The following is a 13,972-nucleotide window of genomic DNA, read 5'->3' on the forward strand; positions in this document are numbered from 1 at the left end:
GACGCCCGCCCCTCGGCTGTCACCCGGGTGCTACGGGGTGACCTTCTCGATCTTCACGCTGCCGAGGCCCGCGACCGTGCCGCGCGCGTTCACCAGCTGGACCTGTCCGAAGAACTCGCGTCCCTCGGGCGCGGCCGCAGCCGCGGTGACCGAAGCGGACACCGAGGCCGAGGCGCCGGTGGCGAGCTTCACCGGAGTGGACTCGTCGACCGTGACCGTGCCGAGCGCGGACGAGAAGAACACGTCCTGGTAGTCGTACGCGGTCGAGCCCGACGGGACCGAGTAGCCGTAGACCACGATGGTGTACGTTCCGGCGGCGGGCGAGGCGATGGAGACCGCCTCCTCGGAGTCGCCGTCCGCGGACGTGGCGACCGGGTCCACCTCGTCGTTGAAGTAGACCGACAGGTCGAGGTCGGCCGCCTGGTCCGAGACGTTGCCGATGGCGACGTCGAGGGACTCGGCGCCCGCGGGCACCTCGACCGTCGTCGTGTGTGTCTCGGCGTCGGCGATGGTCGGCCGCGCGGTCAGCGAGGAGCCGAGCGGGCCGCCCTTCAGGGTGCCGTCGAGCGCGGCGTAGTTGTTCGTCACGGTCCAGGAAGCGGGGGCCGGGGTGCCGACCTTGGCCTCGGGGACGGTGACGACGGCCGGGTCGAAGGCCACGCCGAGCACGGAGACGTCGAGCTTGTACGGGTTGTCGAGCAGCGGCGACGTACGGCGCGACTCGACCTCGATCTCCCAGACGCCGGCCTGCGGGTCCGCGTACGAACGCACGTCGGGCTTGCAGCCGTTGCCGTTGAGGTAGTTGTTGTAGCAGTACGGGGTGCCGGTGTTGTCGACCGGAACGCCGTACGGGTGGATGGCGATGAACCGGGTCTGGCTCGTGGCCTTCAGTCCGCCGATCGCGACCTCGAGGGACTTGGCGCCCTCGGGGACGGTGACGAAGTACGACGTGGTGCTGTTGCGCTGCACCGAACCCGACGCCGAGTACGTGTACTTGACGGGGGCGGAGACCACGACCGTCGACAGGATCTGCTTGTCGATGCCCTCGGTCTTCGGGTCGTCGACCTCGAGGATCGCGCTCTTCAGACCGGCCGACTTCGGCGCGGCCTGGACCTTGACGGTCACCGGCTGGTTCAGCGGCAGCTTCACCACGTCGTCGCCGACGATCTTGAAGGTGCCGGCGGCGTTGTTCTCGAAGTACAGCTCGTGGGTGAGCGCCTTGTCGGCGCCGGACGTACGCGTGATGGTGACGTCGTACGTCTTCTTCTGGCCCGCCTTGAGGCCGCCCTCACGGTCGTACAGACCCGTGCCGAAGCCCGGGGTCTTGAGCGCGTAGTCGATCGCGGTGTCGACCGGCGCCTTCACCGTGTAGTCGTGGGCGGTCGCGCCGTCCTTGATGGAGTCCCACGCGTCCACGATGTTGATGAGGCCCGCGCCCTCCTCGTACGCCTGAACACCCTTGATGTGATCGGCGGTCGAGGTGAGAGCGGTGCGCAGGGTCGCCGGGGTGAGGTCGATGCCCTTCCGCTTGGCGGCGCTCAGCAGCAGCGCCGAAGCGCCCGCCGCCTGCGGCGACGCCATCGACGTACCCTGCAGCATCGAGTAACCGGCCGGCAGCGAGTAGCCCGCCTCGGCGACCGGGCCGCCGGGCAGCCAGGTCTGCGTGGTGTTGATCGAGGCACCGGGGGCGGTCAGCGTCGGGGTGAAGCCGCCGTCCTCACGCGGGCCGCGCGAGGAGAAGGGCAGCATCGCGTACTTCTTCTCCACCTGGGAGCCGTAGTTGGCGGCCCAGGTCTGCTTGGAGATGGACGCGCCGACCGAGATGACCTTGTCGGCCAGGCCGGGGTCGCCGATGGTGTTCGCGCCGGGGCCGGAGTTGCCCGCGGAGATCACCAGCTGGACGCCGTAGGTGTCGATGAGGCGCGTGTAGAGCTCGGCGCGCGCGTTGTTGCCGTCGTTCAGCGCCGGCAGACCGCCGATCGACATGTTGACGATGTCGACGCCGCGGTTGGCGACGAGGTCGATCATGCCCTCGGTGAGCGCGACGTTGGTGCAGCCGCCGGTCCAGGTGCAGGCGCGCGAGGAGACGATCTTCGCGCCGGGGGCCGCGCCGTTCATCTTGCCGCCGAACAGGCCGTTCGCGGCGGTGATGCCCGCCACGTGCGTGCCGTGCTCGGACTCGATGACGCCGATGTTGACGAAGTCGCGCTTCTGACCGACCCAGGAACCGCCGTACGGGTCCATGGGTACGTCCTTGCGGATCTCCACGACGAACGGCTGGCGCTCGACGACGTCGGTGGACGGGTTGTCCGTACCGAAGTAGCCGACCTGGTAGCCGTCCTTGTACGGCTTCAGCGGGGTGTCGTCGCTGAAGTCGCTGTTGTTGTTCAGGTCGACCCGGACCGTACCGGCCGCCGCGTCGTACAGGAGGCCCCACGTGTCCGTGGTGTCGCCGTCCCGGTTCGCGTCGCCCGCGGCGTCGCCGCCGGTGGTCGCGGACTCCCGGAAGGTGCTGAACCGGTACGAGCCCGCGGGCGCCGTCCAGGTCCTGCCGCTGTCGGTGAACGTGGGCCCGGTCACCGCGGTGACCATCGCGCGCCAGGTCGCGTCGCTGTCCAGGATCGGGTCGGTCGAGGTGACCCAGTCGACGATCTTGCGCTCGCCGGTGGTGGTCTTCTGCAGCGCCGGGTGCGCGAGGTCGACACCGGAGTCGAGGATGCCGATGGTGACACCCCGGCCGTCCGCCTTCGGGTTGTCCTGCACGAAGTCGACGGCGCCCGTCTCGAAGGACGGGTTGTACGGGTTCTCGGCGGGCGTGCTCTTGGAGGGTGCCGGGTAAGTGGCCGCCGTAGAAACGTTGTTGGCGCTCTTCGCCGTGTCGGCCGTCGGCGTCGGGTCGTCGAGCGCGATCTCCTGGCGCAGGTCGATCCCGTGCACGGAGGTCAGCTTGGTGGCGGCCGCGATGGCCGAGTCGGCCTTGCCGGTCGGGACGGTGGCGCGGACGTAGCCGAGCTTGTCGTAGGTCTCGCCTACGGAGCCGCCCTTCACCGCGTCCAGCTGGTCGGCGACCTGCTCGGTCTGGCCGGGAGCGGTGGCGATCATCATCGTGACGTTCTTGTCGCCGGCTGCCTTGGCGTCGGCGAGGAGATCGGCGTCGTCCGAACCGAGCTTCTCACTCGCGGACTTGACGACGGGGTCCGCCACCGGGGTGTCGGTTCCTGCGGAGAAGGCCATGGGTATCGGCCCGGCCGCGGAGAGCGCGGCCACCATGCCCGCGGCCACGGCTATGCGGGCCACGCGTCTCGCGCCCGATATCGGAGCGCGCTGAGGGTCGGGGGTCATCAGCATCCCTTGTAGGTATAAGGAACGAGCGTGGAACGACCTGCCCCGATGGTCTGTCGGGACGCGATCGTGTCGGTCCGGTATGTGAACCCGGATGACCGCTCAGCTTTACCTAAGGGGCAGTTGTTTGGGGAGGGTTGACCGTGGCGGGTTGGAGTCGTGGCGTAATTCCGCCATGCGTCATGGGGGTGATGTCCGGCTAATGCCGGATGTGTCCTGCGCCTCCGCGTTCGATTCGGCCCTCCGCCGGATTCGGTCCTCGGGTTGACGCGCGTAGCGTCGTGACGCCTTCCGGGCCCGGCCGCGCTAACGTCACGGAGTGCGCGAGGAGTTGAGGGTGGCGGCCTACGCCATATGCGTCAGGGACGGGGAGCTGCTGCTCGCCCGCGGCCGGGACGACGACGGCATCCCCGAGTGGACGCTGCCCGGCGGCGGCATGGACCACGGCGAGGATCCGTTCGACACCGTGGTCCGGGAGGTCGAGGAGGAGACGGGGTACGTCTTCGAGGCCACCGATCTGCTCGGCGTGCACTCGTTCCGGTGTGCGGTTCCGCGCCGCCTCGGGGTCACCGCCGACCACCACGCCCTGCGGCTCGTCTACGAAGGGCGGATCGTCGGCGGCGACTTGCGTCCCGAGGTGAACGGCACCACCGATTTCGCGGCCTGGCACCCACTGGATGCCGTAACCGTTCTCAATCGGGTCGGACTGGTCGATATCGGCCTCGCGCTGTGGCGGCAGCGTCCGGCCGCGGGCCGCATCGCGAAATAGCTCAGCCGCGAACGCGGTACCCCCGCAAACGAATTCAGTACCCCCGCAGATGAACACGGAGTGACCGCCTCCCGGCCGTTCGGGAAGGGCTCCATGCCGTGCAGGGGGGTCCAAGATCCACGTACGGTGATCGGCGTTGCCCGTTGTGGCCTTGTTAACGCCCAGGTCACCCCCAGTGTCAACGATCCAGTATGAGCGGGGAGTTCGCGACACGCACTCCTCGTGACCACTGTCGACGCGTTCGCAATCGGGGAGATCGCGCCATGTCGCGCATACGCTCTGTCGCCGCCGCTGCATCCGACCTCAACCGCCGTACCCTGCTGGCCGCCACCGGGGCGGTGACCATCTCCGCGGGGATCGGCATCGCCCTGCGGCCCGGCTCCGACGCGCAGGCAGCGACGGGCGCGAACACCGCCTCGAACGCGGCCGCCGGAACGGGCGAAGCGCCGGTGACGGTGTCCCGCCAGACCCCCGTCGACCGGCTGAATCCGTACTCGCGCGGCACCACCCTGAGCAGCGTCGCCACCCCCCGCTCCGGTTCCACCGGATACCGGCGGCTCGGCAACGGCCCCGGCTGGAAGCGGGTCGTACGAAGCGACCTGGCCTCGGCCAAGGCGGGCCGGGCGGCCCGCCGCACCCCGCTCGCCGCGTTCGTGCAGCTCACCGACCTGCACCTGATGGACACTCAGCACCCGCTGCGCCTGGAGTTCCTGCGCTCGGCCGACATCCACGCCTGGCGCCCGCACGAGATCCTGTCCGTGCAGGGCGCGGTCTCGCTCGTCGAGCGGGTCAACTCGCTGCCGGGAGCCCCCGTCACCGGCTCCCCGCTGCACTTCGCCATGACCACCGGCGACAACACGGACAACAACGCCAAGTCCGAGCTGGAATGGTTCATGAAGGTGATGAGCGGCGGCCGCATCACCCCCAACACCGGCGACCCGCGCACCTACGAGGGCGTCCAGAACAGCGGCCTCAAGCAGTACTGGCAGCCCGACTCCACCGTCCGCGACTCGGACAAGCAGGCCGGCTTCCCGCACCTCGAAGGCTTCCTGGCGGCCGCGACCGCCGAACTGCGCAGCCCCGGCCTCAAGCTCCCCTGGTACTCCACGGTCGGCAACCACGACGCCATGCCGCTCGGCACCTTCGCCACCCACAGCGACCCCTTCCTCAGGGACTTCGCCGTCGGCGGCAAGAAGCTGATGAACGCGTCGGCGGCGCAGTCCAAGGCCCTGCAGGACACCATCAGGAACGACAAGGACCCCAAGGGCGCGCGGTACCTCGAGTTCATTCAGGCGCACGCGCGCGACCTGCGCTCGATCACCCCGGACGAGATGCGCGCCCCCTTCACCCCGGCCGAATACCTCAAGACGCACCTCGACCCGGCGTACGTCGGCAAGGGCCCCGTCGGACACGGCTACTCGTCGGCGAACGTCGCCGCCGGCACCCAGTACTACTCCTTCCGCATCTCCGACGACGTCATCGGCATCAGCCTCGACACCACCGACCCGGGCGGCCACTACCAGGGCTCCGTCGGGACGGCCCAGCTGAAGTGGCTCGACAAGACGCTGCGCGACAACAAGGACTCGTACGCCGTCGTCTTCAGCCACCACACCAGCGAGTCGATGGGCAACACCCGCCGCGACCCGGCCCGCCCCGACGAGAGGCGCCACGACGGCGACGACGTCATCGCCCTCCTCGGCAGCCACGCCAACGTCCTGGCCTGGGTGAACGGCCACATCCACCGCAACCTCATCACCCCGCACTCCGCGCCCGGCGGCCGCTCCTTCTGGGAGATCTCCACCGCCTCGCACGTCGACTTCCCCCAACTCGCCCGCATCATCGAGCTGGTGGACAACAAGGACGGCACGGTCTCCCTCTTCACCACCCTCGTCGAGTCCGCCGCCCCGCACGCCACGGACTTCACCGACCTCACCCAGACCGGCCTGGCCGCCCTCTACCGCGAGCTCTCCTTCAACGCGCCGGGCGCCAGCACGGCCCTGGCGGGGGCGTCGCGCGACCGCAACACCGAGCTGGTCCTCAAGAAGGGCTGAAACGCACCCAACCGGCGCAAGGTGAGGCAACCTCCGCGACGGGCCCCAGGTCCCTTCGGTCGATTCGTCATCGATCTCATCGACTCGTCATCGACCGAAGGAAACGACATGGCATCCCGCACCCTGCGCCTCGGACTCGTGAGCGCCGTGACCCTGACCACCGTCTCCCTCGCGGCGACCGCCGTCGCCGCACCCGCACCCGGGAGAGGCGACCACAGCGCGACCCGTACGGCCATGGACGCGGCCGTGAAGGACGGCGTACCCGGCGTCACCGCGACGGCGAAGGACAAGAACGGCACCTGGTCCGCCACCTCGGGCGTGGGCAACCTGAAGACGAACGAGCCGCGCTCCACGGCCGACCGCTACCGCGTGGGCAGCATCACCAAGACCTTCGTCTCCACCGTCCTTCTCCAGCTGGAGGCGGAGGGACGCCTCTCCCTGGACGACAAGGTGGAGAAGTGGCTCCCGGGCGTGGTCCGGGGCAACGGCCACGACGGACGCGGGATCACGATCCGCCAGCTCCTCAACCACACCAGCGGCATCTACAACTACACGGCGGACGAGGACTTCGGCCGTACGTACTTCCTGAAGGACGGCTTCTTCAAGCACCGCTACGACACCGCGACCCCGGCCCAGCTGGTCGCGATCGCCATGACCCACAAGCCGGACTTCACCCCGGGCACGTCGTGGAACTACTCCAACACGAACTACGTACTCGCCGGCATGGTGATCAAGCAGGTCACCGGCAACTCGTTCGCGTCGGAGATCACCCACCGCATCATCAAGCCCCTGGGCCTGCGCGCCACGCTCGTGCCCGGCAGCTACCCCAAGGTGCCCCAGCCGAGCAGCCGCGCCTACGGCAAGCTCGCCGAGACGGCCACAGGACCCACGTACGACGTCACGGAACTCAACCCCTCCCTCGCCTCGGCGGCGGGCGAGATGATCTCCGACTCCTCCGACCTGAACCGCTTCTACGCGGCCCTGCTCCGCGGCAGGCTCCTCCCTCCGGAGCAGCTCAAGGAGATGAAGACCACCATCAAAGTCGACGAGATCCCGAACGCGGGGTACGGCCTCGGTCTCATCGAGCGCGAACTCAGCTGCGGGGTCCATGTCTGGGGCCACGGCGGCGGAATCCACGGCTCCACATCGGAGGCCGTGACCACCGCCGACGGCCGTCACTCGCTGTCCTTCAACTTCAACGGGGACTGGTCGGGGGACAGCGAGGCGGTGGTGGAGGCGGAGTTCTGCGGTAACTAGCGCCGGAGGCCTCGAGCGGACCCCGAGGACTTAATCGGATAGATCTATCCACTTACTGTAGAGTGGCAGACGTCCGTCGACGTCTGCCACGACGCAGTGAGAGGAGTTCCGATGTCGCGCAGGGTTTGGCTTCCGCTGGGAGCGGTGGTCCTGGTGGTGAACGCGGTGCAATGGGTCGTAGCCGAAGCGATCAGCGCGGCAGCCTGGACCGATCCGCCCTACAGCTACGCCACGAACTACATCAGCGACCTCGGCGTACCGGATTGCGGTACGCAGTTCCAGGGCCGCGAAATCTGTTCTCCGGCACATCAGTTGATGAACACGTCGTTCATGCTCGAAGGGATCCTGTTCGCGACCGGGGTGCTGCTGCTGGCAGGCCTGGTCAAGGGCCGCGCCCGTCGCGTCGTCGTCGCCCTCGCGGTCGCGCACGGTGTGGGCATGGTGCTGGTCGGGCTGTTCCACGGCTCCGGGGACGGCGCGAGCGCCGGTCTGGCCATCCACGTCGCGGGGGCGGCGGTCGGCATTCTGTGCGCGAACACGCTGGCGATCATGGCGGGATCGCTGCGGAGCCTCGGGCTGCCGCCGGCGTACCGCGTCTTCAGCATCACCGTCGGCACCCTGGGCCTGCTGAGCGAGGCTCTCGTGGGCATGTCGGAGAGCACGGCGGGGGTGTTCGAGCGCGGCGGTGTCTACTCCTGGCTGCTGTGGAGCGTCGGCACGGGCGCACTGCTCCTGGTCAGCCGCCGGAGCAGCCCCGCGATGGTGGAGAATGCCTTGGCGTGACCCCGGAAACGCATCGCCCGCTGCGAGCGGACGCGGAACGAAACCGTCGGCTGATCATGGAGACGGCCGACCGCATGTTCGCGCAGCGGGGGCCCGCCGTCACCCTCAACGAGATCGCGCGTGAGGCGGGCGTCGGAGTCGCCACGGTGTACCGGCGCTTCCCGGACCTGCAGACGCTGATCGACGCCCTGTTCACCGAGCGGTTCACCGAGTTCCTGCAGCTCGCGACAGCGGCCGAGGAGCAGCCGGACCCGGGGCGGGCGCTGCGCCACTACATGATCGAGGCCGCGCAATGGCGGGCCCGGGACCGGGCGCTGGAGTTCGTCCTCGCCAACGCGAGCATCGACACCCGGCCGATCGCCGAGATGCGCGACCACCTGGGCCGCCTCGTGGACGGCCTGGCGGAACGGGCGGTGGCAGCCGGCGCGGTCCGCGAGGACTTCGCGAGCGCCGACGTGTACGCCTTCTTCTACATGGTCGGCGCCGTCGCCGACCGCACCCAGGACGTCGCACCCGACGCCTGGCGCCGCTACGCCGAGGTCCTGCTGACGGGCTTCGGCCTGGAGGAGGCCCCGGCGGCACAGACCTCCGCCATGACCGACGGCCAGCTGCGCCGGGCCTGGCCCAAACCCTCCGTGCGGCCGCCGGACGACGCCGGGCAGGAACGAACCAAGTGATCGTCGTACGACGAGGAGGGGCCGCCGGAATTCCGGCGGCCCCTCCTCTCCCCTCCTGATACGACCCCGGTCCGTCACTACCGGGGCAGCACCACGACATAGGCCGCCGGATCGCGGTCGTTCGACGCCATCAGGGCGGTGCGTACGACGGTGGCCTGCTGTTCCATCGAGTCGCGCAGCTTCTTGGGGGTGATGTACACGACGGTGATGCCCAGGCGCTCCAGGTGCTCGCGCTTGCGGGCGTACTCCGACCAGAGGGCGTCCTCGTCCTGGCGGGGGGCGCGGGTGTCGAGCTCGACGGCCACCGCCTGCTCCGGCCAGTAGGCGTCGAGGCCGCCGAGGTGGGGGCCGCCGGGGAGCCGGAGGTCCACGTTCCAGACGGGGTCGGGGAGGCCGTGCTCGCCCACCATCCGGTACAGGCGGTCCTCGGCGATCGCGCGGCCCTCGGCGAGGAGCGAGTCCACGGCGTCCACCACATGGGGCCGCGAGAGCAGCCGGGCCTGGGTCAACTCCCGTACGACCGCGGCCGGTTCGCAGTGCCCGGCGCGTACCGCCTCGGTCAGCAGACGGCGTACGGCGTTCGCGTCCGACAGTTCCGCGACGGCGTCGGCGAGGGCGCGGGGGACGGGAGCGACCGGGACGCCGGTGACGTACGAGGGGGTGGGGAGGGACGGTGTACGGACGATGCGGACGCAGCCGGTGGAGCGCAGGCGGCGCAGCCGGGGGACCATGACGTCGATCTTGTCGAGGGAGAGCAGCGGGGGCGCCGACGTGAAGCCGTGCAGGGTCAGCGCCGCCAGGCCGGTGATCAGGACGTCCGTGTAGGGCTGGGCGGCGTGCGGGTCCTCGGCGCCCGGCTGGACGGGGATCGCCACCACCGGCTGTGCGGGGGAGCGGGCGGCGAACATCAGGACCGCGTGCAGGCGTTCCTCGGAGGTGGGCGGGCCGGGGTGCAGGAGGAAGACACCCGGGAGGAACTGCTGCCAGGGGCCGCCCGGCCGGCACTGCTCGCTGGTCTCCGCGGCCGTCACACCGTGCGCCCGCAACTGCGCGGTGGTCAGCACGCGCCGCTGTACGTGGGACAGGTGACGGAGGGGGCGGGGGGAGTGGGAGAGCGGGGTGTTGTGGTTCATGACCCGGGGTTTCCCGCTCCGGATCCGTCCTCTAACCGCTGTTACACGCCCGTCGACAAATCCAGACAAGCCCGCCCTAAAGTACGGGCGTTCGACTGCCGAAAGGCGCTGGTCCAGATGGGGAGTAATACGGGTTACGGCTCTGAATACCTGTATTTCGTAACCACTGGGGGCGCCGATATTTCTTAACCACGGGGCGCCGGTTCCCGCCGGTGCTCCGCGACCACTGAGGGCACCGGCGGAACCGGTGCCCTCGGGGGATGCCGTCGGGTGTCAGCCCGCGGCCGCCACGTCGCACGCCTGCCCGCGCAGGGCTCGCGCCAGATCGTCCCGCGCCTCAAGGACCAGTCGGCGCAGCGCGGGCGCCGCGCTCTCGTGCGCCGCCAGCCACACGTCCGTCGCGTCCAGGGTCTCCTGGGAGTCCTGGAGGGAGGGGAAGAGGCCCTTCACCACGTCCATCGCGATCTGGATGGAGCGGTCCGCCCAGACACGCTCGATCGCGTCGAAGTACTTCGCGGCGTACGGCGCGAGCAGCTCGCGCCGGGAGGGCTGGTCGAAGCCCGCGATGGTCGCCTCGACGAGGGCGTTGGAGAGCGCGTCGGACTCGACCACGGCAGCCCAGGCCTGTGCCTTGACCGCCGCGGAGGGGCGGGCGGCGAGACAGCGGACCTGGTGGCGCTTGCCGGACGCCGTGTCGTCGCGGGCGAGTTCGGCGGCCAGCCTGGACTCGTCGGCGACTCCGTGCGCGGCCAGCGGCTCCAGGAACGCCCAGCGCAACTCCTGGTCGACGACCAGACCGTCGATCTTCGCCGTGCCCTCCAACAGGCCCCCCAGGAGCTGGAGATCGGCCGAGCCGGAGGCGACCCGCGCGAAGAAGCGGGCCCAGGTGAGCTGGTGCTGACTGCCGGGCTCCGCGAGCCGCAGCTCCTTCAACGCGCCCTCGGCGAGCAGGCGTTCGCCCTCCGCGCGCCAGTCGGGCGCCGCGTAGAAGGTGAGCGCCGAGTCGGCCCAGGCGTGCAGCATCTGCAGGACGCCGATGTCGGACTCGCGGCCCGCGAAGCGCAGCACCAGGCCGATGAAGTCGCGGGCCGGCATGAGTGCGTCACGGGTGAGATTCCACAGCGCCGACCAGCACAGGGCGCGCGCCAGCGGGTCCGTGATCTCGCCGAGCCGCTCGCGCAGCGTGGCCAACGAGCCCTCGTCGAAACGGATCTTGCAGTACGTCAGGTCGTCGTCGTTGACGAGGACGAGCTCGGGGGCTTCGGCGCCGACCAGTTCGGCGACGACCGTGCGGGGTCCCTCGACGTCCAGCTCGGCGCGCGCGTACCGCTCCACGGCGCCGTCGGGCGTACGCCGGTACAGGCCCACCGCCACGCGGTGCGGGCGCAGTTCGGGGTGGTCCGCCGGGGCAAGCACAGCGGCCTCCTGGAGTACGGCCAGCTCGGTGATCCGGCCCTCCGCGCTCAGAATCACCTGCGGGGTGAGGGAGTTGACCCCGGCGGTCTGCAGCCACGCCCGTGCCCAGGTCGCCAGATCGCGCCCGCTGGTCTCCTCGAGGACCGACAGCAGATCGCCCAGGCGCGTGTTGCCGTACGCGTTCCGCTTGAAGTAGCGGCGCGCGCCCTCCAGGAACGCGTCCTGGCCGACGTACGCGACGAGCTGCTTCAGTACGGAGGCGCCCTTGGCGTACGTGATGCCGTCGAAGTTGAGCTTGGCGTCCTGGAGGTCGCGGATGTCCGCCGTGATCGGGTGGGTGGACGGCAGCTGGTCGGCGCGGTAGGCCCAGGCCTTGCGGCGGTTGGCGAAGGTGATCCAGCCGTCCTTGAAGCGGGTCGCGCCGACCAGCGAGAACGCGCCCATGAAGTCGGCGAAGGACTCCTTGAGCCACAGGTCGTCCCACCACTCCATGGTGACGAGGTCGCCGAACCACATGTGCGCCATCTCGTGCAGGATGACGTTCGCCCGGCCCTCGTACGACGCCTGCGTCACCTTGCCGCGGAAAATGAACTCCTCGCGGAACGTGACCAGTCCGGGGTTCTCCATCGCGCCCAGGTTGTACTCGGGCACGAACGCCTGGTCGTACTTCCCGAACGGGTACGGGTAGTCGAAGTGCTCGTGGAAGAAGTCCAGGCCCTGCTTGGTGACGAGGAAGACGTCGTCGGAGTCGAAGTAGGGCGCCAGGCCCTTGCGGCACATCGCGCCGAGCGGGATCTCCAGCGTCGTACCGTCGTCGAAGGTGCGGGAGTAGCTGTCGGTCACATAGTGGTACGGGCCGGCGGCGAAGGCGGTGATGTACGTCGAGATGGGCTTGGTCTCCGCGAACTTCCAGACGCCGTCGGTGAGTTCACCGACCCCGTTGCTCCAGACCGTCCACCCCTCCGGGGCCCGCACCTCGAAACGGAAGGGGGCCTTGAGGTCCGGCTGCTCGAAGTTGGCGAAGACGCGCCGCGAGTCGGCGGGCTCGTACTGCGTGTACAGGTACACCTCGCCGTCCTCGGGGTCGACGAAGCGGTGCATGCCCTCGCCGGTGCGGGAGTAGGCGCACTGGGCGTCCACGACGAGTTCGTTGTCGGCCGCCAGGTCCTCGAGGAGGATCCGGGTCCCGTCGAAGACCTCGCCGGGATCGAGGTCCTTGCCGTTGAGCGAGAGGGCCGTCACGCTCGGCGCGATCAGGTCGGCGAAGCTCGTGGCGCCCGGCTCGGCGGAGCGGAAGCGGATGGTGGTCACCGAGCGGAAGGTGCGGGGCGCGCCCTCGGCGGCCCGGCCGGTGTCCTGGTCCCCGACGGCTGATCGCAGATCGAGGGACACCTCGTACCCGTCGACGGACAGCAGCGCCGCCCGTTCCTGGGCCTCGTCGCGGGACAGATTCTCACCGGGCACGGGGGCACTCCCTCAGGGCTGGTCCGACAGGTTGGTACAGGGCCGATCCTGTCATGTGCCCCTGACGCGGGGCACCCGGGAATGGGTCGGGTGGCCGGTGGTGTTGCCCTCGGAAAGACCGCTTTCCGAGGAGACCCATGCCCGAGCAGACCGCCCAGACGAGTTCCGGTTCCGGCAAGACCCCCGTCGACTTCTGGTTCGACCCGCTGTGCCCCTGGGCCTGGATGACCTCGCGCTGGGTCCTGGAAGTGGAGAAGGTCCGGGACATCGAGGTCCGCTGGCACATCATGAGCCTCGCGGTGCTGAACGAGCCGAAGCTGGACGAGCTTCCCGAGGAGTACCGGGAGCTGCTCGCCACCAAGGCGTGGAAGCCGATCCGTGTGGTGACCGCGGCCTGGCAGCTGCACGGCGACGACATACTCGGCCCGCTGTACACCGCGCTCGGCACCCGTATCCACAACCAGGGTGAGGGCCCGACCCTTGAGGCGATAGCCGCCGCGCTCGACGAGGTCGGCCTTCCGGCCTCCCTGCTCGACTACGCCGACCAGGAGAACTTCGAGTTCGACGCCCAGCTGCGTGCCTCCCACAAGGAGGGCATCGACAAGGTCGGCCAGGACGTCGGCACGCCCGTCATCGCCGTCCCCGGTGCCGACGGCGAGCAGATCGCCTTCTTCGGTCCTGTCGTCACCCCCGCCCCGAAGGGCGAGGCCGCCGCGCGGCTGTGGGACGGCACGCTGCTGGTCGCGTCGACGCCCGGCTTCTACGAGATCAAGCGGTCGCGGACGGCAGGACCGGACTTCAGCAACCTGTAACCGTCACTCGGCGGCGGGGATCCGGAGCTCCTCGGGCAGGGTCCCGCCGTCGCTGCTCTTGCCGTGTCGCTGGACTCGGCGGCAGCCCTCGTGGGCGCAGCGGATGTAGGCGTCCACGTTGCGCTGCCCGGTGACCTCTCTGGCCGCCGCGCGCTCCGCGTCACCCTCCAGCCGCCGGAAGTCCCGCATCCTGCCGCAGTTCCGGCACCACTTGTACGGCATGTACGCCTCCTTGAGGGACGCCCCGGTGCCGCGAGCCTAGGGTTTT

At 69.7% G+C, this 13,972-nt stretch carries 10 protein-coding genes; 6 read left to right on the top strand and 4 right to left on the bottom strand.

What is annotated here, in order from left to right:
* Nucleotides 1-30 precede the first annotated feature (30 nt).
* Nucleotides 31-3,342, bottom strand: a complete 3,312-nt coding sequence (locus OG246_RS16395; protein ID WP_266462196.1) for a S8 family serine peptidase — start codon at nt 3,340-3,342, stop codon at nt 31-33.
* Nucleotides 3,343-3,661: 319 nt separating this feature from the next.
* On the opposite strand from OG246_RS16395, the gene OG246_RS16400 reads away from it, so the two are divergent.
* From OG246_RS16400 to OG246_RS16420, 5 genes are all read left to right on the top strand, one after another.
* The gene (locus OG246_RS16400; protein ID WP_266462198.1) at nt 3,662-4,111 is read left to right on the top strand and encodes an NUDIX hydrolase; all 450 of its coding nucleotides are present in this window, start codon (nt 3,662-3,664) and stop codon (nt 4,109-4,111) included.
* Between the two features lie 263 nt (nt 4,112-4,374).
* The gene (locus OG246_RS16405; RefSeq protein WP_266462201.1) at nt 4,375-6,162 is read left to right on the top strand and encodes a TIGR03767 family metallophosphoesterase; all 1,788 of its coding nucleotides are present in this window, start codon (nt 4,375-4,377) and stop codon (nt 6,160-6,162) included.
* A 108-nt stretch (nt 6,163-6,270) separates the two neighbouring features.
* The gene (locus OG246_RS16410; protein ID WP_266462204.1) at nt 6,271-7,419 is read left to right on the top strand and encodes a serine hydrolase; all 1,149 of its coding nucleotides are present in this window, start codon (nt 6,271-6,273) and stop codon (nt 7,417-7,419) included.
* A gap of 111 nt (nt 7,420-7,530) precedes the next feature.
* Nucleotides 7,531-8,202, top strand: a complete 672-nt coding sequence (locus tag OG246_RS16415) for a DUF998 domain-containing protein (RefSeq protein ID WP_266462207.1) — start codon at nt 7,531-7,533, stop codon at nt 8,200-8,202.
* The gene (locus tag OG246_RS16420; protein ID WP_266462210.1) at nt 8,199-8,879 is read left to right on the top strand and encodes a TetR/AcrR family transcriptional regulator; all 681 of its coding nucleotides are present in this window, start codon (nt 8,199-8,201) and stop codon (nt 8,877-8,879) included. The genes OG246_RS16415 and OG246_RS16420 overlap by 4 nt, the downstream gene beginning before the upstream one ends.
* Nucleotides 8,880-8,956: 77 nt before the next feature.
* Here the strand turns inward: OG246_RS16420 and OG246_RS16425 are convergent, their stop codons facing one another.
* A complete protein-coding gene (locus OG246_RS16425) occupies nt 8,957-10,012 on the bottom strand; it encodes a hypothetical protein (RefSeq protein ID WP_266462213.1) in 1,056 nt (351 codons plus the stop codon).
* A gap of 273 nt (nt 10,013-10,285) precedes the next feature.
* Nucleotides 10,286-12,892, bottom strand: a complete 2,607-nt coding sequence (gene pepN, locus OG246_RS16430; protein WP_266462216.1) for an aminopeptidase N — start codon at nt 12,890-12,892, stop codon at nt 10,286-10,288.
* Nucleotides 12,893-13,029: 137 nt separating this feature from the next.
* Here pepN and OG246_RS16435 point away from each other — a divergent pair, with 137 nt between their 5' ends.
* Nucleotides 13,030-13,704: a DsbA family protein gene (locus OG246_RS16435; RefSeq protein WP_266462218.1), complete on the top strand. Its 675-nt coding sequence runs from the start codon at nt 13,030-13,032 to the stop codon at nt 13,702-13,704.
* A gap of 3 nt (nt 13,705-13,707) precedes the next feature.
* Here OG246_RS16435 and OG246_RS16440 read toward each other — a convergent pair whose 3' ends face one another.
* On the bottom strand, nt 13,708-13,926 hold the full coding sequence (locus OG246_RS16440) for a hypothetical protein (RefSeq protein WP_266462221.1): 219 nt from the start codon (nt 13,924-13,926) through the stop codon (nt 13,708-13,710).
* Nucleotides 13,927-13,972: the final 46 nt, after the last annotated feature.

The organism is Streptomyces sp. NBC_00620, from assembly GCF_026341825.1.
Lineage (GTDB): Bacteria > Actinomycetota > Actinomycetes > Streptomycetales > Streptomycetaceae > Streptomyces.

Excerpts from the sequence above, each read along its gene's own strand:
- OG246_RS16395 (WP_266462196.1), bottom strand. The coding sequence starts at position 3,342 with ATGACCCCCGACCCTCAGCGCGCTCCGATATCGGGCGCGAGACGCGTG.
- OG246_RS16435 (WP_266462218.1), top strand. The coding sequence starts at position 13,030 with ATGCCCGAGCAGACCGCCCAGACGAGTTCCGGTTCCGGCAAGACCCCC.
- OG246_RS16405 (WP_266462201.1), top strand. The coding sequence starts at position 4,375 with ATGTCGCGCATACGCTCTGTCGCCGCCGCTGCATCCGACCTCAACCGC.
- OG246_RS16425 (WP_266462213.1), bottom strand. The coding sequence starts at position 10,012 with ATGAACCACAACACCCCGCTCTCCCACTCCCCCCGCCCCCTCCGTCAC.
- OG246_RS16440 (WP_266462221.1), bottom strand. The coding sequence starts at position 13,926 with ATGCCGTACAAGTGGTGCCGGAACTGCGGCAGGATGCGGGACTTCCGG.
- OG246_RS16410 (WP_266462204.1), top strand. The coding sequence starts at position 6,271 with ATGGCATCCCGCACCCTGCGCCTCGGACTCGTGAGCGCCGTGACCCTG.
- OG246_RS16415 (WP_266462207.1), top strand. The coding sequence starts at position 7,531 with ATGTCGCGCAGGGTTTGGCTTCCGCTGGGAGCGGTGGTCCTGGTGGTG.